This window comes from Streptomyces sp. NPDC048254, assembly GCF_043201895.1.
In the GTDB taxonomy this organism is placed as follows: domain Bacteria; phylum Actinomycetota; class Actinomycetes; order Streptomycetales; family Streptomycetaceae; genus Streptomyces.
The window spans coordinates 153,749-174,765 of the sequence record NZ_JBICZJ010000014.1 but is presented as its reverse complement, the minus strand read 5'-3'; the positions used below and the strand labels follow the sequence as shown (position 1 = coordinate 174,765).

The 21,017-nt window shown below is 71.1% G+C and carries 19 protein-coding genes; 8 read left to right on the top strand and 11 right to left on the bottom strand.

Annotated elements, in window-relative coordinates; genetic code table 11:
- Positions 1 to 10 precede the first annotated feature (10 nt).
- Together ACGFZQ_RS34085 and ACGFZQ_RS34080 are read right to left on the bottom strand one after the other, a co-directional pair.
- Positions 11 to 2,002 (bottom strand): N-acetylmuramoyl-L-alanine amidase, encoded by a 1,992-nt coding sequence (locus ACGFZQ_RS34085; protein WP_393843584.1) that lies wholly within the window; start codon positions 2,000 to 2,002, stop codon positions 11 to 13.
- A gap of 214 nt (positions 2,003 to 2,216) precedes the next feature.
- Complete coding sequence (locus tag ACGFZQ_RS34080; protein WP_393843583.1) at positions 2,217 to 3,737, bottom strand: M1 family metallopeptidase; 1,521 nt, start codon at positions 3,735 to 3,737, stop codon at positions 2,217 to 2,219.
- A 130-nt stretch (positions 3,738 to 3,867) separates the two neighbouring features.
- On the opposite strand from ACGFZQ_RS34080, the gene ACGFZQ_RS34075 reads away from it, so the two are divergent.
- Together ACGFZQ_RS34075 and ACGFZQ_RS34070 are read left to right on the top strand one after the other, a co-directional pair.
- Complete coding sequence (locus ACGFZQ_RS34075) at positions 3,868 to 5,472, top strand: peptide-N4-asparagine amidase (RefSeq protein WP_393843582.1); 1,605 nt, start codon at positions 3,868 to 3,870, stop codon at positions 5,470 to 5,472.
- Positions 5,473 to 5,657: 185 nt separating this feature from the next.
- Positions 5,658 to 7,010 carry a cation:dicarboxylate symporter family transporter gene (locus ACGFZQ_RS34070; protein ID WP_393843581.1) on the top strand — a complete coding sequence of 451 codons (1,353 nt, stop codon included), beginning with the start codon at positions 5,658 to 5,660 and terminating at the stop codon, positions 7,008 to 7,010.
- A 59-nt stretch (positions 7,011 to 7,069) separates the two neighbouring features.
- On the opposite strand, the gene ACGFZQ_RS34065 is transcribed toward ACGFZQ_RS34070, so the two are convergent.
- Positions 7,070 to 7,522 carry a MarR family winged helix-turn-helix transcriptional regulator gene (locus ACGFZQ_RS34065; RefSeq protein WP_393843580.1) on the bottom strand — a complete coding sequence of 151 codons (453 nt, stop codon included), beginning with the start codon at positions 7,520 to 7,522 and terminating at the stop codon, positions 7,070 to 7,072.
- Positions 7,523 to 7,616: 94 nt separating this feature from the next.
- On the opposite strand from ACGFZQ_RS34065, the gene ACGFZQ_RS34060 reads away from it, so the two are divergent.
- The gene (locus tag ACGFZQ_RS34060; RefSeq protein WP_393843579.1) at positions 7,617 to 9,548 is read left to right on the top strand and encodes an ABC transporter ATP-binding protein; all 1,932 of its coding nucleotides are present in this window, start codon (positions 7,617 to 7,619) and stop codon (positions 9,546 to 9,548) included.
- Positions 9,549 to 9,647: 99 nt separating this feature from the next.
- Positions 9,648 to 10,571 (top strand): endolytic transglycosylase MltG, encoded by a 924-nt coding sequence (mltG, locus tag ACGFZQ_RS34055; protein ID WP_393843578.1) that lies wholly within the window; start codon positions 9,648 to 9,650, stop codon positions 10,569 to 10,571.
- Between the two features lie 13 nt (positions 10,572 to 10,584).
- Here mltG and ACGFZQ_RS34050 read toward each other — a convergent pair whose 3' ends face one another.
- Entirely contained in the window at positions 10,585 to 11,661 is a 1,077-nt protein-coding gene (locus ACGFZQ_RS34050; RefSeq protein WP_393843577.1) for an NAD(P)-binding domain-containing protein, read from the bottom strand.
- Between the two features lie 104 nt (positions 11,662 to 11,765).
- On the opposite strand from ACGFZQ_RS34050, the gene ACGFZQ_RS34045 reads away from it, so the two are divergent.
- Positions 11,766 to 12,188, top strand: a complete 423-nt coding sequence (locus ACGFZQ_RS34045; RefSeq protein WP_393843576.1) for a secondary thiamine-phosphate synthase enzyme YjbQ — start codon at positions 11,766 to 11,768, stop codon at positions 12,186 to 12,188.
- A gap of 24 nt (positions 12,189 to 12,212) precedes the next feature.
- Here ACGFZQ_RS34045 and ACGFZQ_RS34040 read toward each other — a convergent pair whose 3' ends face one another.
- The 5 genes from ACGFZQ_RS34040 to ACGFZQ_RS34020 all read right to left on the bottom strand — a co-directional run bounded on the left by ACGFZQ_RS34040 (position 12,213) and on the right by ACGFZQ_RS34020 (position 16,825).
- Positions 12,213 to 12,998, bottom strand: coding sequence for an alpha/beta fold hydrolase (locus tag ACGFZQ_RS34040; RefSeq protein ID WP_393843575.1), 786 nt, complete (start codon positions 12,996 to 12,998; stop codon positions 12,213 to 12,215).
- A gap of 127 nt (positions 12,999 to 13,125) precedes the next feature.
- Complete coding sequence (locus ACGFZQ_RS34035; RefSeq protein ID WP_351742380.1) at positions 13,126 to 13,539, bottom strand: SRPBCC family protein; 414 nt, start codon at positions 13,537 to 13,539, stop codon at positions 13,126 to 13,128.
- The gene (locus ACGFZQ_RS34030; RefSeq protein ID WP_393843574.1) at positions 13,536 to 14,555 is read right to left on the bottom strand and encodes an aldo/keto reductase; all 1,020 of its coding nucleotides are present in this window, start codon (positions 14,553 to 14,555) and stop codon (positions 13,536 to 13,538) included. Before ACGFZQ_RS34030 ends, ACGFZQ_RS34035 begins: the two co-directional genes overlap by 4 nt.
- Positions 14,556 to 14,635: 80 nt before the next feature.
- Positions 14,636 to 15,418, bottom strand: coding sequence for an aldo/keto reductase (locus ACGFZQ_RS34025; RefSeq protein ID WP_393843659.1), 783 nt, complete (start codon positions 15,416 to 15,418; stop codon positions 14,636 to 14,638).
- Between the two features lie 186 nt (positions 15,419 to 15,604).
- The gene (locus tag ACGFZQ_RS34020) at positions 15,605 to 16,825 is read right to left on the bottom strand and encodes an MFS transporter (protein WP_393843573.1); all 1,221 of its coding nucleotides are present in this window, start codon (positions 16,823 to 16,825) and stop codon (positions 15,605 to 15,607) included.
- 162 nt (positions 16,826 to 16,987) lie between these two features.
- Between ACGFZQ_RS34020 and ACGFZQ_RS34015 the strand changes: the two genes are divergently transcribed.
- A complete protein-coding gene (locus ACGFZQ_RS34015) occupies positions 16,988 to 17,464 on the top strand; it encodes a MarR family winged helix-turn-helix transcriptional regulator (protein WP_393843572.1) in 477 nt (158 codons plus the stop codon).
- A gap of 44 nt (positions 17,465 to 17,508) precedes the next feature.
- Entirely contained in the window at positions 17,509 to 17,772 is a 264-nt protein-coding gene (locus tag ACGFZQ_RS34010) for a hypothetical protein (RefSeq protein WP_351742393.1), read from the top strand.
- A 58-nt stretch (positions 17,773 to 17,830) separates the two neighbouring features.
- Here ACGFZQ_RS34010 and ACGFZQ_RS34005 read toward each other — a convergent pair whose 3' ends face one another.
- Positions 17,831 to 18,571 carry a class I SAM-dependent DNA methyltransferase gene (locus ACGFZQ_RS34005; RefSeq protein ID WP_393843571.1) on the bottom strand — a complete coding sequence of 247 codons (741 nt, stop codon included), beginning with the start codon at positions 18,569 to 18,571 and terminating at the stop codon, positions 17,831 to 17,833.
- A gap of 146 nt (positions 18,572 to 18,717) precedes the next feature.
- Between ACGFZQ_RS34005 and ACGFZQ_RS34000 the strand changes: the two genes are divergently transcribed.
- Positions 18,718 to 19,956, top strand: coding sequence for a DUF4241 domain-containing protein (locus ACGFZQ_RS34000; RefSeq protein WP_393843570.1), 1,239 nt, complete (start codon positions 18,718 to 18,720; stop codon positions 19,954 to 19,956).
- On the opposite strand, the gene ACGFZQ_RS33995 is transcribed toward ACGFZQ_RS34000, so the two are convergent.
- Positions 19,941 to 20,864: a LuxR C-terminal-related transcriptional regulator gene (locus tag ACGFZQ_RS33995; RefSeq protein ID WP_393843569.1), complete on the bottom strand. Its 924-nt coding sequence runs from the start codon at positions 20,862 to 20,864 to the stop codon at positions 19,941 to 19,943. The two genes, ACGFZQ_RS34000 and ACGFZQ_RS33995, sit on opposite strands and share 16 nt — an antisense overlap.
- Positions 20,865 to 21,017 lie beyond the last annotated feature (153 nt).

The window sequence follows — 21,017 nt, the reverse complement described above, 5'->3', positions numbered from 1 at the left end:
CCGCGCGGGGTCACTGGCCGGCCGGGCCGGGCTGCTGCTCAGGCGCCCCCGCCGAGCCGGTGTTCGCGTGCACCAGGTCCACGTCGTTGGCCCGGACGTAGGCGAGCCGGTGGCCGAACTGGATCTCGTAGTACCTCTCCTGGCCCAGTACCACGGGCTGGGGCGTGCCGGAGAAGGTCGATCTGTCGACATAGGAACTGTCGACGCCGGACTGTGTCACATAACGCTGGCCCGCCCGGAGGCTGTACGGGAGCGGCGAGTCGGTCTCCTCCTCCATGTCCTCCGGGTAAGCCTCCTCCTCCGGCAGGGCACGCCCGTACACCGGGATCTCGTCCAGGCCCTCTTTGGGTGTCACCATCCGGCCGCTCGCGCCGACGGCCGTCGGGTGGTCCTTGGGGTTCTTGAACCAGGCCTTGTTGCCCTGGAACCAGATCGCCGTCCACTCGCCGCTGCGGTCGGCGACGGCGAAGGTCTGGCCGGTGGAGACGCGCGAACCGAGGTCGCTGACGTCCTCGGTGGACTCGTCGCCGTCCGGCCTGCGGCCCGGGTCCTGGATCAGCGGAGCGTTGTCGGCCGGCTCGGTGTGGAGGCGGACGGCGCTGGAGCCGTGCGGCTGGCACCGCTTCCCGTCGCCCTCGCACCCGGTGTACCGCGGCTTGTGGGTGGCGTAGTCCGGCAGGATCATCACCATGTCGCTGTCCGGTCCGGCGGTGGCCTTCAGGGGCGCGCCGAGCAGGTCGAAGTAGTGCTGCCAGTCCCAGAAGGGGCCGGGGTCCTCGTGCATCTCGGGGATGCTGTCGCCGGTCGGGGCCGGCACGTTGTCATGGCCGAAGATGTGCTGCCGGTCGAGCGGGACGCCGTACTTCTTCGCCAGGAAGCGCACCAGGCGGGCCGAGGACCGGTACATCTGCTCCGTGTACCAGGTGCCGGGGTGGGTGAGGAACCCTTCGTGCTCGATGCCGATCGAACGGCCGTTGACGAACTTGCTGCCGGAGTGCCAGGCCTCGTCCTTCGTCCGGACGTGCTGGGTGACGTGGCCGTCGCTGGAGCGGATCGAGTAGTGCCAGGACGCCTCGGTCGGGTCCTGCACGGTCTTGAACATGTTCGGCAGCGTCGACTCGGTGTCGTGGATGACGATGTACTCGATCTTCTGGTCCCGGGGCCGGTCGGCCAGGTCGTGGTTGCCGTAGTCGCCGTCCTCGTCGATCTCCTCGTAGGGCGCGGCGAGCCAGTCACAGGACAGCTCCCGAGGGCACTCGACCTCCTTGGGCCGGTGCGGGACCTGCGGGCCGGGGTGCGCGCGGACGCCGGGGGAGGCGGGGAGCGTGACCTCCTGGCCCTCGGCGGTGGTCCGGTGTGCCCCCCGGCGGATCAGGGCGAAGACGTCGTCGGCGTAGGTCGTGGCCGAAGTGACGTCACGGGTGCCGGGGAAACGTTCCACCGCCTGCCACCAGTCCTCCGGGTCCTCGCTGAGCGGCTTGCCGAGATGCCGTTGCGCGGCGGCCAGCAGGGCCGCGCCGCCGCGTACGTTGGCGACGGCGTCCGTCCGCAGCTCCGTGGGCGGGGCCTTGATCAGCCGGGCGGCGCGTTCCAGGTCCGCCGGCTGCACGGCGTGCCCGCCCGAGGCGGACCCCGTCCCCGCGAGGGAGCTGTTCTTACGGCCGTCCGGCCCCGCCGGTGCGGCGGCCGGTGCGGGGGCGTGGCCGCCGCCGGTCTCCACCAGGTGCATCGGCCCGTAGCCGCCCGCGACGCTGGGGGTGCCCGGGTGGGAGTCCCAGCGCGACTGCATGTAGGACACGCTCAGGAGCACACTGCGCGGCACGTGGAACTCGCGGGCGGCATCGGCGAAGGCGTTCTGCAGGCGCTGGTCCTCCGCCTCGTCGGCGCCCGACGCCGGGAGGATCAGCAGCGGTGGCAGCAGCGCGGCCGTCGCGAGCAGACAGGCCGTCAGCCGGCAGGTCCGCAGGGCGCCGGGCACACGTGGGGCGACAGTTCTTCTCATACCGGAGGGTCTCCAACCGCTTGCTGAGGGTCTCCAACCACGCTCGTCGCAACCAGGGCGAAGGGATCGCCCTTAACGTCACCCCTCGTACGTTTCCGTGTCCGGCGCGGCACGGCGCGCCGAACGTCAACCGGGTGGACCAGCGGTCCGGCAGAGGCCACCCGGTCGGCGGCAGCGGATCGGCGTCCGGGGGCGGCCGCCCACCGTCCCGGGCTCAGTCCTCGACCGGGTCCACCTGCCAGTCGGGACGGCCGGGCATGGGCGGGGTGTCCGGCCCGTACAGCCAGGGCGTCAGAAACGGCGTCAGATCCTCGCCCGCGACCTCGGAGGCGAGCGCGACGAAGTCCTTGGTGCCGGCCGCGCGGCCCCGGTACCTGGTCACCCAGGTGCGCTCGATCCGGTCGAACGTTTCGTCACCGACCTTCTCCCGCAGGGCGTACAGCACCAGCGCCGAGCCGTCGTACCGCATCACCTTGAACAGCGTCGGCTCCGTCGGCTCGGCGGGCGCCCCGTCGTCGTGCCGCCACTGGTCGTGCTGCTCGTAGGCCGCACGCATGGCGTCCTCCATGCTCACGCCCCCGTGCTCGGCGGAGTACAGCCGCTCGTAGAACCGGGCATGACCCTCACTCAGCCACAGGTCGGACCACCGCCGGATGGCGACGCTGTCCCCCGTCCAGTGGTGGGTCAGCTCGTGGACGAGGTTGCGTTCGGCGTCGACCCGGTCGCCCAGCAGGTCGTCCCTGGGTACGAGGGACAGCGACTGCGTCTCCAGTGCCACCGGCAGATCGGTGTCCCCGACCAGTACGCCGTAGCGGCGGAACGGGTACGGGCCGAGCCGCCGTTCCAGCCAGGCGAGGTGTTCCGGGGTGAGCGCGCGGTCGGCCTCGGTGTCCGCGACCAGGCCGTCCGGCACCACGTCCCGGACGGGCAGTCCGCGCGGGCCCGTGCGGTCGACGACCGTGAACCTCCCGATCGCCATCTGGATCAGCTGGGCCGCGATGGGCTCCTCGGAGTCGTACGTCCAGCGCACGCGTCCACCGGGCCGCCGGACGCGTTCGACCAGCCGGCCGTTGGCCACCGCGCGGAGCCCCGCGGGGGTGGTGATGCGGAAGGTGACCGGCGCCCGCAGGCTGGGGTGGTCGTCCACCGGGAAGACCAGCTTGGCGCCGTCGGGCTGAGCACAGAGCAGGGTGCCGTCGGCGGTGGGCACCCAGCCGTACTCGCGGATCGCGTCGCCGCGCCGCCGGCGCTGGGTGGGGTCGGCGGTGTAGGTGACGCGGACGGCGAAGGCGCGGCCGCGCGGGATCGGCCGCGCGGGCGTGACGACGAGTTCGTCGCCGTCGCGTACGGCGGTGGCCGGTGCGCCGTCGACGGTGACCTTGTGCAGGGTGTTGCCCGCGAAGTCCAGGTCGAAGCGGGACAGGGCCTGGGTGGCGGTGGCGCTGATGGTGGCTCCGGCTTCGAACGGCGTCCTGGGCGCCTGCCAGTCGAAGTCGAGCGTGTAACGGTGCACCGTGTAGCCGCCGTTGCCGTCCAGCGGCATCAGCGGGTCACCGATGCCCGGAGCGCCGGGCGCCGGGGCCGGGTCGGAGGCGGCGGCCCAGGGGCCGGGGGCGGGGGAGTCGTGGCCCCGGTGCGGGCGGCCGTCGAGCGCGGCGTCGCAGGTGAGGGCGGCGGCACCGCCGAGGGCGAGGGCGAGGGCCATGCGGCGGACGCGAGCGGTCGTGATCTCCATGGGAGCACTGTGTCAGCAAGATCCGCCTATAGCATCATATGTTCTGATGGTGTGCGTCCGGGCGGGTCGTGAAGCGGTCGGCCGGTCTCCTCATTGCGGAGGGTGGCCAACTCCCCGTAGAACACCGGCCATGAGAAGACGGATCATCATGTCCATGTTTGCTGGGCTTGCCGGGGTGACCCTCCTGGCGAGCGCGCTCCTCGGCACGGGTGCCCCCGCCGCCGTGGCCGCCGACGTCCCGGCCGAGTTCGGCACCGACTGGCACGACCCGGTGACCGCGGCCCCGCCGGTGTCCGTGCCCAAGGGTGCCAAGTCCTGCCAAGTCACCCTGGCCGAGGCCCAGTTCCGCGACTTCACGCCGTACCGGGGCACCTATGCGCCGCCCCAGGGCTGCGGCGACCGCTGGAGCAAGGTGGTGCTGCGGCTCGACGGCAAGGTGAAGGGCCGTCAGTACGACCGGCTCGGCTATCTGCACGTCGGAGGCGTCGAGGTGCTGCGCACCTCCACCCCCGAGCCCTCGCCGGACGGCATCGAGTGGCACGTGGAGAAGGACGTCACCCGCTACAGCGACACCTTCCGCGGCGCGCAGGACGTCGAGATGCTCATCGGCAACGTCGTCGACGACACGTACACCGGCGTCATCGACGTCAAGGTCACGCTCACCTTCTACGCGGGACGCCCCGAGGTCACGGTCCCCGACCAGGTGCTGACCCTGGACGGCGGCACCACCCTCACCACCCCGCGCAACAGCGAGCGCATCGTCGCCGAGGTGTACGCCACCGGATCCGGCGGCGGCTGCGAGGAGTTCTGGTACCTGACGGTCGCCGACCCGGCGTCGTACTCCTGCAAGGCGGACAAGGGGCCCTACCGGGAGGTGCAGATCAAGGTCGACGGCCAACTGGCCGGAATAGCCGCGCCGTTCCCGAACGTGTGGACCGGCGGCTGGTCCAACCCCTTCCTCTGGTACGTCGTTCCGGGCCCCCGCGCCTTCGACGTCAAGCCGATCGAATACGACCTGACGCCGTTCGCCGGGCTCCTCAACGACGGCCGTCCGCACCAGGTCGAGGTCTCCGTCGCCGGGTTGCCCGAGGGGCAGGCCGGCTGGAGCGCCCCCGTGAACGTGCTGGTGTGGCAGGACGCGCATCGCGCCCACGTCACCGGCAAGCTCACCGCGGTCAAGTCCTCCGACCCCGTGAACTCCTCGGTCTACACACCGGGTTCGGGGGAGTACCGGGTCGACACCGACGCCGGACACCGGCTCACCGTCTCCGGATACGTCGACACCTCGCACGGCCGGGTGACCACCACCGTCAGCCGGACGCTGGCCAACACCTCGGCGCACCGCTGGAACGACGGCGAGACGACGGACGCGCTCGACGCCGTCTGGACCGACGACCAGAACGTCACCGTGAAGGCGGGCGGGGCGCCCCGGACGACCCGCACCCACCGGACGTACACGATGAACGGTGCCATCACCATCGGCGCGGACAACCGGCTGCGCACCGAACTCGCCCTCGGCGACCGGGCGGCGGTCACCCGGCCCGGGGGCGGCAGGTCGCGGCTGGACGACACCTACCGCGGTGACGCGACGTACACCCTCGACGTGCCGCGCGACCAGCGGCACGCGGTCGGCACGTCGAGCGAGCGCTACCGGCGGTACGGCTCCGGCGGGTGCTACGACCGTTCGCTGGCCACCGAACAGGGGGTGCTGACGGAGGATCGCAGCCGCTGCTGAGCCGAGTGGTGTGCGCTGCGTCACCAGGCGCGTGATTTACACGGCTGATACACGGTGGTCTCGGACGGGATCAAGAAGACCTCCAGAGTGATCGACACGGAAACCGCTTTCCGTATGGCAGAAGTCCTGCCGTCGCGGAAGTCCCGCTCGGCTTCCGCGCGTCGAAACCCCCACTAGGAGTGCCCGTGCCGCAGTCCGTACCGTCCCTGCCGCGACGCGTCGCACGCATGCTGCGTACCTCTCTCTTCGCGCAGGTCGCCTGCGCGCTCGTGCTCGGAATCGTCGTCGGGAAGCTGTGGCCCGGCTTCGCCTCGGACCTTCAGCCGCTCGGCGACGGTTTCACCCGGCTCATCAAGACGATCATCTCCCCGCTGGTGTTCTGCGTGGTCGTCGTCGGCATCGCCAAGGCCGGTGACCTGAAGGCCTTCGGGCGGATCGGGCTCAAGGCCCTGATCTGGTTCGAGGTGGCGAGCACGCTCGCCCTGGTCATCGGCCTGGTCGCCGCCAACGTCGTCCAGCCCGGCTCGGGGATGCACGTCGACCCGGCCACGCTGAGCGCCAAGGCGGTCGACGCGAAGACGGGCGGCGGCTCGCTGCCGTCGACGACAGACTTCATTCTCGATGCCCTGCCCACCAGTTTCATAGGCGCCTTCGCAGAGAACTCGCTGCTTCAGGTGCTCGTGCTGGCCTGCCTGGTGGGGGCGGCCCTGCTCCACCTCGGCCAGACCAGGGTGCCGCAGGTGCTGCCGGCCATCGAGCAGGCCCAGGAGATCATCTTCGCGATCGTCGGCTTCGTGATGCGCCTGGCCCCGATCGCCGTCTTCGGCGCGATGGCCGTGCTGATCGGCCAGTACGGCCTCGGTGTCATCGAGACCTACGCCAAGCTGATCGTCCTGTGCTACGCGGCCGCCGCACTCTTCGTCGCCCTGCTGGCGGTCGCCCTGAAGGCGCTCACCGGCCTCAGCCTCTGGAAGTTCGTCCGCTACATCCGAGAGGAGCTGCTGCTCGCGCTGGGCACCGCCTCCACGGAGTCCGTGCTGCCGCGCGTGATGCAGAAGCTGCGCAAGGCGGGCGCCCGCGACGACGCCGTCGGCCTGGTGCTGCCCACCGGGTACTCCTTCAACCTCGACGGTGCCTCGCTCTACCTCTCCATCGGCACCCTGTTCATCGCCCAGGCCGTGGGCGTCGACCTGAGCCTGAGCGAGCAGATCACCGTGGTCCTGGTGCTCATGCTCACCAGCAAGGGCATGGCCGGCATCCCCGGTTCGGCCTTCCTCGCGCTGTCCGCGACCGCCTCCTCGCTCGGGGCGATCCCGGCCGGTGCGGTCGCCCTGCTGCTCGGCGTCGACCGCATCATGGACTCGATGCGCGTCGTCACCAACCTGCTCGGCAACTGCGTCGCCGTCTTCGCCGTCTCCCGCTGGGAGGGCGCGCTGGACGTCGAGACGGCGAAGAAGGCGCTGGGTGGTGAGGTCGCGGTCACCGAGGCCGAGGTGCCCGCACAGGTGCCGGCCAAGGAGTCCGTGTCCGAACGCTGACCCGCGGAAACAGAGCGGCTCCCCGCCGGAACGCCGGAGGGGAGCCGCTTCTTCACGCCTCAGCAGCGCTTCGCGACCTCCGGCCCGTCGACCAGCGTGTCCAGCAGGCCGCCCAGCACCTCCCGCTGCTCCTCCGACAGCGGGGCCAGGATCTCCTCGGCCGCGGATCTCCGCGCCGCCCGCAGCTCGCGCAGGGTCTCGCGCCCGTCGTCGGTGATCTCTATCCGGGTCACCCGACGGTTCGTCGGATCCGGCACCCGGCACACCTTGCCGCTCGCCTCCAGGCCGTCGACCAGCGTGGTCACCGCGCGCGGCACCACCTCCAGCCGTTCGGCGAGGTCGGCCATGCGCGGGGGTGTCTCGTAGTGCGCGAGGGTGCGCAACAGCCGAGACTGAGCCGGGGTGACGCCCAGATCGCGCGCCTGCAGATGGCGCTTCTGGATACGCCACACCCGGCGTGTGAGGCGTAGCAACTGCTCGGCGAGCGGGCCGTCGGAGTCGGGGGTGCTCATACGGGAACAATATCAGGACTATGTTCATTGTGAGTATAGGTAACAGTGAGCTATGCTCCGTGAGTCCGTACACCCCGCACCCTCCGTAGGAGCCATGCCCCGAGACGAGATCAACTGGACCCCCGACGGCACATCGGCCGGACAGCCCCGCCAGGTGCGCCGCATCCTCACCCTCTTCCGCCCCTACCGCGGTCGGCTCGCGATCGTCGGCCTGCTGGTCGGCGCCGCCTCGCTGGTCTCGGTCGCCACGCCCTTCCTCCTGAAGGCGGTCCTCGACACCGCGATCCCGCAGGGCCGCACCGGACTGCTCAGCCTGCTGGCGCTGGGCATGATCCTCAGCGCCGTCCTCACCAGCGTCTTCGGCGTCCTGCAGACGCTGATATCCACCACCGTCGGCCAGCGCGTCATGCACGACCTGCGCACCGCCGTCTACGGCCGCCTCCAGCGCATGTCGCTCGCCTTCTTCACCCGCACCCGCACCGGCGAGGTGCAGTCCCGTATCGCCAACGACATCGGCGGCATGCAGGCCACCGTCACCTCGACGGCCACCTCCCTGGTCTCCAACCTGACCGGCGTGGTCGCCACCATCGTCGCGATGATCGCCCTCGACTGGCGGCTCACCATCGTCTCGATGGTCCTGCTCCCGGCCTTCGTGTGGATCAGCCGCCGGGTCGGCAACGAGCGCAAGAAGATCACCACCGAGCGCCAGAAGCAGATGGCCGCGATGGCCGCCACGGTCACCGAGTCGCTCTCCGTCAGCGGCATCCTGCTCGGCCGGACCATGGGCCGCGCCGACTCGCTCACCGCCTCCTTCTCGGAGGAGTCCGAGCAGCTCGTCGATCTGGAAGTGCGCTCGAACATGGCCGGCCGCTGGCGCATGGCCGTGATCACGATCGTGATGGCCGCGATGCCCGCCGTCATCTACTGGACCGCCGGCATGGCCCTCCACGTGGGCGGCCCGCAGATCTCGCTCGGCACCATCGTCGCCTTCGTCTCCCTCCAGCAGGGCCTGTTCCGCCCGGCCGTGAGCCTGCTGCAGACCGGCGTCCAGATCCAGACCTCGCTCGCCCTCTTCCAGCGCATCTTCGAGTACCTCGACCTGCCCATCGACATCACCGAGCGGGACGAGCCGGTCCACCTCGACCGGGTGAAGGGCGAGGTGCGCTTCGAGAAGGTCGAGTTCCGCTACGACAGGCACAACGACAAGGTGGGCCCCGTCCTGGATGGCATCGACCTCACCGTCCCGGCCGGCGGCAGCCTGGCGATCGTCGGCCCGACCGGCGCCGGCAAGTCCACACTCGGCTACCTGGTGCCCCGGCTCTACGACGTCACCGGCGGCCGGGTCACCCTGGACGGCGTCGACGTCCGGGACCTCGACTTCGACACCCTCGCCCGCACGGTCGGCGTCGTCTCCCAGGAGACGTACCTCTTCCACGCCTCGGTGGCCGACAACCTGCGCTTCGCCAAGCCGGACGCCACCGACGAGGAACTCCACGCGGCCGCGCGCGCCGCCCAGATCCACGACCACATCGCCGCACTTCCCGACGGCTACGACACCGTCGTCGGCGAACGCGGGCACCGCTTCTCCGGCGGTGAGAAGCAGCGGCTGGCCATCGCCCGCACCATCCTGCGCGACCCGCCGGTCCTCATCCTCGACGAGGCGACCAGCGCCCTGGACACCCGCACCGAACGCGCCGTCCAGGAAGCCATCGACGCCCTGTCGGCCAACCGGACCACCGTCACCATCGCCCACCGGCTGTCCACCATCCGCGGCGCCGACCAGATCGTCGTACTCGACTCCGGTCACGTGGCCGAGCGCGGTACGCACGAGGAACTGCTGGAACTCGACGGACGGTATGCGGCGCTGGTGCGCCGGGACGCCCGGGTGGAGACGGTGGAGGCGGTGGAGGCGACGGGTGAGCAGCCGGCCGGAACCGGCGAGGCGGCCCCGTGGGAGACGGCGAGACGGCCGGGGCGGCGGCGGGGCGACCGGGGGCGCCAGTGGGCGACTCCGCCGACCAGCTGAAGCCGGCGACGTGAACTCGCCGACGCGAAGTCGGCAATGTGGGGTCGACAAGCTGTCGATATGTCGGGTTTGTGATGATATGCGGGCTAACGTTCCTGCATGCAGATGAACACTCCGCGACGGAATGCGGCCCGAGGGAGCGCGGTCCGGCGGAACACGATCCGGCCGGGGGCGACGCGGCGGAAGGCGGTCCGGCTGACGCGCCGGGGCCGGCTCCTCCTCGGCGTGGCCGGCATCGTCGTGGCGGGCGCCGCCGTGACGGTGCCGCTGCTGTCCCTGATCCACGGCGCGGATGCCAGGTCCGCCACCCTGGTCATCCCGGAGGGCTGGCGGGCGTCCCAGATCTACGACGCCGTCGACAAGGCGCTCGCCCTCCCCGCCGGCAGCACCAAGGGGGCCGTCGGCACCGCGGGCCTGAAGCTGCCGGGCGATGCCGAGGGCAACCCGGAGGGCTATCTCTTCCCGGCCACCTATCCCCTGGCGAAGGACGCGACCCCGCAGTCCGTGCTGCGGTTCATGGTCGACACCGCCAACCAGAGGTTCGGCGGGGCGCCGATCGCGGCCGGCGCGCAGCGCGACGCGATGAACGTCTACCAGGCGGTGACCATCGCCAGCATCGTCCAGGCCGAGGCGGCGAACAAGGCCGACATGGGGAAGGTGGCCCGGGTCGTCCTCAACCGGCTGCAGAGCGGCATGCCGCTGCAGATGGACTCCACCCTCAACTACGGCCTCCACCGCAGCACCCTCGACACCACGGTGGGCGACACCCGTATCGAGAACCCGTACAACTCCTACCAGCGCATGGGCCTGCCGCCCAGCCCGATCGACAACCCGGGTGAGGACGCCATGCGCGCCGCGATGAACCCGGCGCCGGGCAACTGGCTGTACTTCGTCACGGTCAAGCCCGGGGACACGCGGTTCACCGCCGACTACGCCGAACACCAGCGCAATGTCACCGAGTTCAACGCGGAGCGGAAGAACAAGGCCCAGCAGTCGCCGCAGGTGTCGCAGCCGTCCAGCTGACACGCATCGCGCGTCACGCGGCGACCGGCTTCCCGGTGAGCAGCCGTCTGATGTCCCGGACGGCTTCGCGGCCCGCGCGGTTGGCGCCGATGGTGCTGGCCGAGGGGCCGTACCCCACGAGGTGGACCCGGGGATCCGCGACCGAACGGGTCCCCTCGACGCGGATCCCGCCGCCCGGCTCGCGCAGCCGCAGCGGCGTCAGATGGTCGAGGGCGGCGCGGAAACCGGTCGCCCAGAGGATGACGTCGGCGTCGACATGCCGGCCGTCCTTCCATGCCATCCCGTCCGGAGTGAGGCGGTCGAACATCGGCTGCCGGTCCAGGACGCCGTCCCTCAGGCCCTGCCGGATGGCATCGTTGAGGGGCAGCCCGGTCACCGAGACCACGCTCCTCGGCGGCAGCCCCTGCCGTACCCGCTCCTCCACCAGCGCCACCGCGGCCCGGCCCGCGCCCTCGTCGAAGGGACCCTCACGGAAGACCGGCGGCCGCCGGGTGACCCAGGTGGTGGCGGCCGCGTGCGGGGCGAGTTCCAGGAGATGCTGGGTGCCGGAGGCCCCGCCGCCGACCACCACCACCTTCTTCCCGGCGAACTCCTCGGGCCCGGCGTACTGCGCGGTGTGCAACTGCCGCCCGCGGAAGGTCTCCTGGCCCGGGTAACGCGGCCAGAACGGCCGTTCCCAGGTGCCGGTGGCGTTGATCAGCGCCTGCGCCGACCAGTCCCCGGCGTCCGTCTCCACGAGCAGCCGTCCGCCCTCGCCCCCGCGGACCGCGCGGACGTTCACGGGCCGTCGTACCCGCAGGTCGAAGGTGTGCTCGTAGGCCGCGAAGTACTCACCGATGACCTCGGCGGACGGCCGCGCCGGGTCGGCCCCGGTCAGCTCCATGCCCGGCAGCGCGTGCATGCCGTGGACCTTGCCGTACGTCAGTGACGGCCACCGGAACTGCCAGGCGCCGCCCGGAGCGGGGGAGCGGTCCAGGACCACGAAGTCGCGGTCCGGCTCGAAACCGGTGCGCCGCAGGTGATAGGCGCTGGACAGACCCGCCTGACCAGCGCCGATGACGACTACCTCGACCTCGCGCACGTTGTTCACGTTTCTACCAACAGGGGGCCGGCCGGGGATCTTCCCGGCCCGGCCGCCCGCACCGGCGGCCCTGCGGGGCGGGCGACCGGGCGAGGATGGGCGAGGATGGGGGAATGCCGGATGCCTTCACCACACGAGTGCTCCAGGTCGCCACCGGGACCCGCGAGCGGGTCGTCGACCTCACCGCCGACTGCGAGGCCTTTCTGCGCGAGGCCGCGTCCGGCCGCGACGGCCTGCTGAACGTCTTCACGCCGCACGCGACGGCCGGGATCGCGGTCATCGAGACCGGCTCCGGCAGCGACGACGACCTGCTGGCCACCCTGCACACCCTGCTTCCCGCCGACGACCGCTGGCAGCACCGGCACGGCAGCCCCGGCCACGGGCGCGACCACGTCCTCCCGGCCCTCGTGCCCCCGCACGCCACCCTTCCGGTGATCGACGGCCAGCTGGCACTGGGGACCTGGCAGTCGGTGTGCCTGGTCGACACCAACATCTCCAATGTCAACCGTCAGGTGAGACTGAGCTTCCTGGGATGAGCGGAGCGCCTGCTGGAAAGTCCGCTAGCGGGCGAGGAACGGGCCGAGTTGCGCGGTGAGTTCGGAGGGCGCGTCCAGTGCGATGAGGTGAGCAGCCGTGGGGAACTCGACCAGGGTGGCATCGGGGATCTCGGAGGCGTAGCGCCGGCTGATGTCCTGGAAGTCGGCGACGTCGAGCTTGCCGATCCCGACCAGGGTGGGAACCGAGATGGCGGTGATGTCGCCGGGCGCGGCGCCCTGGGAGTGCTCCCCGACAACGTCCTGGTTCACCAGCGACGTCCGCAGCGGGCCGCGGAGTTGGTCGGCCAGTCCGGCGGGGACGTCTTCCCAACGTCGAGCCGGCCCGCGCAGCCACATGTCCAGGTTGACACGGACGGCGGCGTCCAGGTCGCCCGTGGCCAGAGCCGCCGTTTCCGCCTCGTCGTACGCGACCATTTCCGCGGACCAGTGGTATCCCGGCCACGGCGGGGAGAAGATCGCCAGGGAGTGCACCCGGTCCGGGTGGGCGAGGGTGAAGTTCACGGCCACGCGGCCGCCCCAGGACGCGCCGACGAGCCGGACACGTTCGTGGCCGAGGTGGTCCAGGAGACGGCGCAGATCGTCGGTCTCGCTGAACGGGCCGGTCGGTGCTGCGGATTCACCGAAACCGCGCAGGTCGTACCGGATGACGGTGTGCCGTTTCGCCAGGTCGGGCACGACCGCGTCCCACATACGGTGGTCGGCGACGCCGGCGTGCACGAGGACGACGGGCGGCCCGTCGCCGGCGACGACGTAGGAGAGGTTGCCAAGATCATCGGTAAGGGTGAGCATCCGCAGATGCTGGCAGGACCACAGCGCACGCGCCACTCAATAGGGGGACGGCTCCACCATGGAAAACGACCGAGGGGCCGGGATCGCTGGGATCCCGGCCCCCCTCGTCGGCTGTGGCCCGTACCGGTCAGGCGGCGAGTGTCTCCGCCAGGGCCGCCAGGCCGTCCCGGTAGACGCCCTCGAAGAGCGCGGTCGCCTCGGCGTCGGTGACACCGTCCGGGGTGAAGGTGCCCGACCACTCCACCCGGGATCCGTCGCCGCCGCGGTCGACGACCTGAAGCGTGGAGCGGTAGCCCGTGACGGGGAAGGGGGCCTGCACGATCGAGTAGGTGTAACCGCGGGCTGCCTCGTCGAAGGCTTCGAGGCGTTCGACGATGACGCCGCCCTCGGCGTTCGTCAGCGTGCGCAGCCGACCGCCCTCGCTCAGCCGGCTCTCCGTGATGTACGGCAGCCAGTCGGGCAGGGAGCCGAAGCCGCCGATGAGCTGCCAGACCCGGTCGGCGGGTTGCGGCACGTCGAGGGCGACGTGGGCGGCGGTCATGACGCGTCCTTCAGGGGGACCGGCGCGTCGTGCGCGATGATCTCCTGCTCGCGCAGGGCCTTCCAGAAGCCGTACGGGATGTCCTGGACGAGCGCGGCGAGGTCCTCGGCGATACGGCTGGGCCGGGTCGCGCCGGGGATGACCGCGGCGATGGCCGGGTGGGCCAGCACGAACTGGAGGGCGGCGGACTTGATGCCGATGCCGTGCTGCTGCGCGAGCGCCTTGATCCGGCCGACCTTGTCGACGATGTGGGCGGGCGCCTCGGCGTACTCGAAGTGGCTGCCGCCGGCGAGGATGCCGGAGCTGTAGGGGCCGCCGACGACGATGTCGACGTCCTGCTCGGCCGCGGCGGGCAGCAGGCGCTGGAGGGCGCGGGAGTGGTCGAGCAGCGTGTAGCGGCCGGCCAGCAGGAACGCGTCGGGGCGCGGCTCGTCCAGGTCCAGCGTCATCTCCAGCGGCTCGACCTTGTTGACGCCGAGGCCCCAGGCCTTGATGACGCCCTCGTCGCGCAGCCGGGTCAGGGTGCGGAACGCACCGGTGCGGGCGCTCTCGTACATGCCGATCCAGTCGTCCCCGTAGAAGTCCTGGGCGATGTCGTGCACCCAGACGATGTCGAGGCGGTCCGTCCTGAGGCGCTTGAGACTGTCCTCGACGGAGCGCAGCGTCGCGTCGGCGCTGTAGTCGTTGACCATCTTGTTGGGGCGGCCGTGCTCGAACAGCGCGCCCTTCTCGCCGAGTTCACGGCTCGCGGGGTCCTCGACCTCGTCGAGGATGACCCGGCCGACCTTGGTGGACAGGACGTACTCGTCGCGCGGCTTGCCGGCGAGGACGTCGCCGAGCCTGATCTCCGCCAGGCCCGCACCGTACAGGGGTGCGGTGTCGAAGTAGCGGATGCCCTGGTCCCAGGCGGCCTGCACGGTGGCGGCGGCCTCTTCGTCGGGGATGGCGCGGAACATGTTGCCGAGCGGTGCGGTGCCGAAGCCGATACGGCCCGGCAGGAGGGAGCGGATGCTCATGGTGGTGCCTCAATCTGCGTTACTGCGTGTGGGGGGTACGAAGGAGGAGTCGTTCTCGGTGGGGCGTGGGCCCCGGTCGGCTAGTTGAGGGTGTCGGGGTCCGGGCCCGTGCGCATGCCGCGGTCGAGCGCCGTCAGCGCGTCGATCTCCTGCGGGCCGAGCTCGAAGTCGAAGACGTCGAAGTTCTCGCGGATACGGCTTTCGGTGACCGACTTGGGAATGACCACGTTGCCGATCTGCAGGTGCCAGCGCAGGACGACCTGGGCCGGGCTCTTGCCGTGCGCGGCGGCGATCGTGGTGACCGCGTCGTCCTTGAGGACGGCGCCCTGGGCGAGCGGGCTCCAGGCCTCGGTGGCGATGCCGTGCCGGGCGTGGTAAGCGCGCAGTTCGGCCTGCTGGAGGCCCGGGTGGAGCTCGATCTGGTTCACGGCCGGGACGACCGAGGCGGCACCGAGCAGGCGCTCCAGGTGCGCGGGCTGGAAGTTGGAGACGCCGATGGCGCGGGTGCGCCCGTCGGCGTACAGCTTCTCCAGCGCACGCCACGTGTCGAGGTACAGGTCACGGGCCGGGGTCGGCCAGTGGATGAGGTACAGGTCGACGTGGTCCAGGCCGAGCTTGTCCAGGGAGGCGTCGAAGGCGGCGAGCGTGGTGTCGTAGCCCTGGTCGGAGTTCCACAGCTTGGTGGTGATGAACAGTTCGTCGCGGGCGATGCCGGAGTCGGCGAGCGCCTGGCCCACGCCGCGCTCGTTGCCGTAGATCGCGGCCGTGTCGATGCTGCGGTAGCCGGTCCGCAGGGCGCCGGCGACGGCGGCGGTGGTCTCCTCGTCCGGGACCTGGAAGACGCCGAAGCCGAGCTGCGGCATGGTGACGCCGTTGTTGAGGGTGACGGTGGGGATGGAGGTCACGATGTTCTCCCTTGTTCTTGTCGGTCTTGCTGATCGCCGATGGTGACGGGGGCGATGGGGGGATGGTCTGTGGGTACGTAGTCGATGGTCTGTGCTGTGCGCCGTCGGCGCGCGGTCAGTGGCGCGCGGTGAGCGGTCGCACGGTCAGCGGTCCGCGGCTACGGGCCGCTCCGTCGCGGCCGGCGCCCGGGGCGGCGCGGTGACGGGCGAGTGGCGTTCGGGGGAACGGCGCTCCAGGGTGCTGGAGACGGCGGCCAGGACCAGGGCCGCGGCGGCGAGGACCGCGCCGACCCAGTTGGGCGAGGTGTAGCCGAAGCCGGAGGCGATGACGATGCCGCCGAGCCAGGCGGACAGCGCGTTGCCGAGGTTGAAGGCACCGATGTTGACGGCGGAGGCGAGGGTCGGTGCCCCGTGTGCGTAGTCCAGTACACGCTTCTGCAGCGGCGGCACCGTGGCGAAGCCCAGGGCTCCGATGAGGAACACGGCGACGGCGGCCGTGACCTTGTTGTGCGCACCGGCGGTGAACAGTGCCAGGACCACCGCCAGGCCGCCGAGCGCGGTGAAGAGCATCGGCATCAGCCTGCGGTCGGCGAGCTTTCCGCCGGTCAGGTTGCCGGCCACCATGCCGAGGCCGAACAGGACGAGCAGCCAGGTCACGGACGACTCCGCGTAACCGGCGACGTCGGTCATCATCGGCGCGATGTACGTGATGGCCGCGAAGACCCCGCCGAAGCCGAGCACTGTCATCGCCATGGCGAGCAGCACCTGGACGTTCTTGAACGCGGCCACCTCGTGGCGCAGACGTACGCCCTCCGGCCTGGGCATGTCGGGCACCAGCCTGGCTATGCCGGCGAGACCGACGACGCCGAGCGCGGCGACGATGAAGAAGGTGGTGCGCCAGCCGGCGCTCTGCCCCACGAACGTGCCGAGCGGCACGCCGACGACGTTGGCGACGGTCAGGCCGGTGAACATCATGGAGATGGCGCCGGCCTTCTTCTCGGGGGCGACCAGTTCGGCTGCGACGACGGAGCCGATGCCGAAGAACGCGCCGTGGGCCAGTGAGGCGACCACACGGCCGAGGAGCATGACGGCGAAGACGGGGGCGACGGCCGAGATGACGTTGCCCACGATGAACAGGCCCATGAGCAGCATGAGCATGTTCTTGCGGGAGATCTTGGTGCCGAGGACCGTCATGAGCGGGGCGCCGAACATGACGCCGAGGGCGTAGCCGGTGACAAGGAATCCGGCGGTGGGCACCGAGACGCCGAAGTCGGCGGCGACATCGGGCAGCAGACCCATGATGACGAATTCGGTGGTGCCGATGCCGAAGGCCCCGATGGCGAGGGCCAGGAGCGCGAGAGGCATGGAAGTAACCTTCCGAGGGGACGTTGCGGTAGCGCCTTACGAGCGACCACAATAATTGCATACGCGGGTTAAATGCAAACGCGGTATAGTGGTGTACGCATCGCCGGGCTCTCGGGAGGCTCTGAAAGGGCTCCGGGGCCCTCACGGAAGGACACGTGCCACATGACCGCCACCGACCCCGCGCTCACCGCCCTCGCTCAGGGCTGGTGCGCGCTGTCCCTGCTGCACGGCAGGATCGAGTCGCATGTCGAGCGCGCCCTGCAGGCAGGGCACGGCCTCAGCGTGCGCGAGTACTCCCTGCTCGACGTCCTCAGCCGCCAGCACGACGGGGACGGCGGCCACCTGCAGATGAAGCAGGTCGCCGACGCCGTCGTCCTCAGTCAGAGCGCCACCACCCGGCTCGTCACGCGCCTGGAGGACCGGGGTCTGCTCTCCCGCTACCTGTGCCCGACCGACCGGCGGGGCATCTACACCAACGTCTCCGACGAGGGCCTCGCCCTGCTGGAAGCGGCCCGCCCGACCAACAACGAGGCGCTGCGCGAGGCGCTCGACGCCGCCGCGTCGGAGCCCGACCTGGCTCCGCTCGTACGGGTCGTCCGGCGACCGGACACGGAGAACGAGGTGAACTTCCGCTGCTGAGATCCTGGGCACGTGGTGCTCGATGAACGGACGAGGAGAACGCAGTGGGAGACAGCGCGGAACTCAGGGACGTGCTGGCCGATTGGCTGGACTACGACGTCGCGGCGTTTCGGCTCGGGGTCTTCCTCGGCGTCTTTCCGCGCGACCAGAAGTTCTCCAAGGTGAAGCGGATGTTCTGGATGGACGGATATCCGCTGGGCGACATGCTGGTGGACCTGCTCGACCGGATGGCCCAGGCCGGAGTTCTTCTCAAGGACGAGGACGACGCGCGGTACCGGTGGAACCCCGCTCCCATCGACCTGTCGTGACGGCGCGCACCATGCTCGCGGCCGAGCCCAGGGCCGGCCGGACCCCGCGCTCCACCGGCTACGCCGGCCTGTGCCACACGGAGATGTGCTTCGGCGACTCCTGGGTGAACGGGGAACCGTCCCAGTCCGCGACGCGTCGCTCCGGTTCGAGCCCCGCGATCCTGGCCATCAGGTCCAGCTCGGCAGGCCACGCGTAGCGGTGCCGGGAGTCGTCGCGGCGGTAGCGGCCGTCCTCGCCGTCGCGGGTGAGGTGGTGCGAGACGAGGATCTGCCCGACCAGGTCGAAGGTGTCGAAACCGATGTGCCCCGCGGAGACGTCGAACGGCACCGCTACCTGGCCGGGCGGCAGCAGCCGCAGTGGCGGCACCCCCAGCTCGATCACGAACCGGCCGCCGGGCGCCAGATGCCGGGCCGCGTTGCGGAAGCACTCGACCTGCTCGTCCTGTGTGAGCAGGTTCGAGATCGTGTTGTAGACGAGATAGACCAGGGAGAACTCGCCGGGGACGGTGGTCGTCGCCATGTCCCCGACCACCACCGGCAGCGTCTCGGCGTCGACCTTGCGGCGCAGCACGGCCGCCATGTGCTCGGAGAACTCGATACCCACCACGGGCACCCCGCGCTCCCGGAGCGGAACACCGACCCGGCCCGTTCCGATGGCGAACTCCAGCGCCCGCCCCCCGCCGGCGAGTTCGGCGAGGAACTCGACGGTCGGCCCGAGCACGGCCGCCGAGGTCATCTCGGTCTCCTCCGCGTCGTAGCGGTCTGCCTCGGCCCGGCTCCACAGCTCACTGCTCGTCATGGGCGGCCACTCTGCCGGGTCGCCAGAGCCGTCGTCCACGCAATATCGCGGCCCTCGGGCGCCTTGACCCGGCGTTGTCAGTGGCGGTCGGTACGGTTTTCCCACAGCGGTCGTACGGATGGATCAGGGCAGAACGGGTGGGGGACATGACCACGGTGGACATCTCGTACGCGGAGGGCTGGGACGCCGGGACCCGCCGCCCGTACCGGCCGCTCTCGGCGGCGGGGGCACGACGGCGGGACGACGAGGGCGAACCGTACGTGGTGATCCACCGGGAGCCGGGACGGACCGAGCCCGTGGCGGTGTACCTCGTGGCCTGGTCCGACCACCATGTCGGGCACTGGATGTACGACGAGTCGGGGCGCCGTACCCGCGAGTTCGACCTGCGGCTGCTGGAACCGGGCCGGCTGTTCCTGCGGCAGGTCGTGGAGCGGCGCTACGCCACACCGGACCAGCCCGACCGGGCCCGCGACGCCTGGCGGACCACGCTGAACCTGACTCCCGGCGAGAAGGCCGAGTACATCGTCGAGGAGCAGGGCGACACCGGCTCGTCCCGGCACGGCCGGCAGGACCTGCCGGAAGCACAGTGGTGGATTCCCCGGGAGGCCTTCGGGGTCGGTACGGCCGACGGCCAGGACGAGTCCCCGGCAGCCGATCCGGACGAGTCCGGCCAGGGACAGGAGCCACCGGCATCCCTGTGGAGAGCGCCCCGGCCGTATCGGCCGGAGTTCGATGTGCAGGAACTCCTCCGGCCCGGCAACCGGTTCGCCTGTGACACCTTCGTCACCGAGAACGAGGGCGGCGAGCTGACCGTCGACCGGGTCGAGGAGATCACCACGCTCCGGGTGCCCAGCGGCCGGCTGGTGGTCGCCGACCCCCTGACGGGCACCCCCAGGGAACTCACCGAGGGCATCCCGCCCGGCGCATATCCCCTGCAGACGGCCGTGCTCGTCGGCGAGGGCGACTACTACGGCGAGCCCTTCCCCGTGACGGAAGAACCCCTGATACGACTGCTGATCTCCGACGAACCGGCGGTCACCTGGGAGCTGGGACTCGGGGAGGGCGAGGATCCCCGGCTGCTGCTGGACGGCCACGCCTACGGATTCGGCACCGACGCGGCACAGGGCTCCTTCGCCGACGCCTCCGGCTGGGACACGCTGTCCGCGGCCTTCCGGCGCCACTTCGACGGGGACGGCGACGACGGCGTCGAGGAGGTCAGGAGCGGCACCCTGCGGGTCGCCGACGAGAAGACCGGCGGCGACCTGGTCTCCTTCTGCACCGGTGGCGACGGAACCTGGTCGGTGTGGCTTGGCCGGGCGGCCTCCGGCGACGTGGTCTCCGCCGTGGTGGTCACCGGATGGCTCTCGGACTACCGGCCGTTGTGATCCTCCGGCGGCCTGCCGCTGCCCTGCGGGCGCCCACTGTCCGGAGACTGCCCGCGGACCGGCGGACGCACATGGCCCGGCGCACGCCCATGGTCCGGCGAAGGCCTTCCGCCCGCTGACCGGTCGGGCGTGGGCACCAGGCCCAGGCGCTGGGCGTGCAGGACCGTGCTGAGGCGGTCGCGGGTGCCCAGTTTGCGGTAGATGTTCTCGACGTGTTTGTGCACCGTGCGGGCCGAGATGCCCAGGCGCCGGCCGATCGCGTCCGCCGTCAGGGCGTCGGTGAGCAGGAGCAGGACGGTGAGTTCACGGGGCGTCAGCGCGCAGTCCGCCGCCCGCTCCTCCGGCTCACCGGCCGTCGCGGCCAACCGGCGCCACTGCTCCAGCAGTTGGCGCTGCTGTTCGACGGCGGCCAGCAGCGGCTGGGCGCGCTCGGCGGTCCGTAGGTGGTCCTCGGTGAAGTCCGCGCCGGAGCGGTAGACCAGGCAGCCGGTGATCGGCGCGACCGTCCCCGGCAGCGGGAGCGCCAGGACCTGGTCCAGGTCCAGGGCCCGGCCGAGGACCCGCGCGGTCTCGCTCGCCGGCCAGGCCTCGCCCGCGAGCCGCCGGGCCGTGACGGGTGTACGCGCGAGGCCGGCCGTGTAGTGGCGGGCGAACGGGTAGCCCGAGCGCAGCACGCCCAGCGCCTCGCCGCCGAGCCGGTCCAACTCGGCGGCGGCAGCGGCCGACATACCGAGCGTGCCGTTGCCCTCGTTCCAGTCGTCCAGCTTGTAGATCAGTGTCTCGCCGCCGCACAGGTCGGTCAGCGCGTCGGCGAGCAGTGGCCACAGTCGTTCGGGCTCGCGCTCGTGCAACGCGGCCACGGCCAGCCCGGTGAGGCGTTCGTAGGCCCTGTCCAGCCCGTGTAACACGTGTTCCTCTCTGCCCCTGCCCCTACGCAGTTGTACGCATACCCACGCGACAGCCGGCTGTCACATGCTTCAACCGGGTACCGACACCGGGTTCGACGACTCCGGTCGTGCGGGCCGCCGGCACGGGGGAGTGGCGGCCCGCATCCGGTCGTC

Coding starts and splice junctions, on each gene's coding strand:
- ACGFZQ_RS34085 (WP_393843584.1), bottom strand. CDS start 2,002: ATGAGAAGAACTGTCGCCCCACGTGTGCCCGGCGCCCTGCGGACCTGC.
- ACGFZQ_RS34080 (WP_393843583.1), bottom strand. CDS start 3,737: ATGGAGATCACGACCGCTCGCGTCCGCCGCATGGCCCTCGCCCTCGCC.
- ACGFZQ_RS34075 (WP_393843582.1), top strand. CDS start 3,868: ATGAGAAGACGGATCATCATGTCCATGTTTGCTGGGCTTGCCGGGGTG.
- ACGFZQ_RS34065 (WP_393843580.1), bottom strand. CDS start 7,522: ATGAGCACCCCCGACTCCGACGGCCCGCTCGCCGAGCAGTTGCTACGC.
- ACGFZQ_RS34060 (WP_393843579.1), top strand. CDS start 7,617: ATGCCCCGAGACGAGATCAACTGGACCCCCGACGGCACATCGGCCGGA.
- mltG (WP_393843578.1), top strand. CDS start 9,648: ATGCAGATGAACACTCCGCGACGGAATGCGGCCCGAGGGAGCGCGGTC.
- ACGFZQ_RS34045 (WP_393843576.1), top strand. CDS start 11,766: ATGCCGGATGCCTTCACCACACGAGTGCTCCAGGTCGCCACCGGGACC.
- ACGFZQ_RS34040 (WP_393843575.1), bottom strand. CDS start 12,998: ATGCTCACCCTTACCGATGATCTTGGCAACCTCTCCTACGTCGTCGCC.
- ACGFZQ_RS34035 (WP_351742380.1), bottom strand. CDS start 13,539: ATGACCGCCGCCCACGTCGCCCTCGACGTGCCGCAACCCGCCGACCGG.
- ACGFZQ_RS34030 (WP_393843574.1), bottom strand. CDS start 14,555: ATGAGCATCCGCTCCCTCCTGCCGGGCCGTATCGGCTTCGGCACCGCA.
- ACGFZQ_RS34025 (WP_393843659.1), bottom strand. CDS start 15,418: ATGCCGCAGCTCGGCTTCGGCGTCTTCCAGGTCCCGGACGAGGAGACC.
- ACGFZQ_RS34020 (WP_393843573.1), bottom strand. CDS start 16,825: ATGCCTCTCGCGCTCCTGGCCCTCGCCATCGGGGCCTTCGGCATCGGC.
- ACGFZQ_RS34015 (WP_393843572.1), top strand. CDS start 16,988: ATGACCGCCACCGACCCCGCGCTCACCGCCCTCGCTCAGGGCTGGTGC.
- ACGFZQ_RS34005 (WP_393843571.1), bottom strand. CDS start 18,571: ATGACGAGCAGTGAGCTGTGGAGCCGGGCCGAGGCAGACCGCTACGAC.
- ACGFZQ_RS34000 (WP_393843570.1), top strand. CDS start 18,718: ATGACCACGGTGGACATCTCGTACGCGGAGGGCTGGGACGCCGGGACC.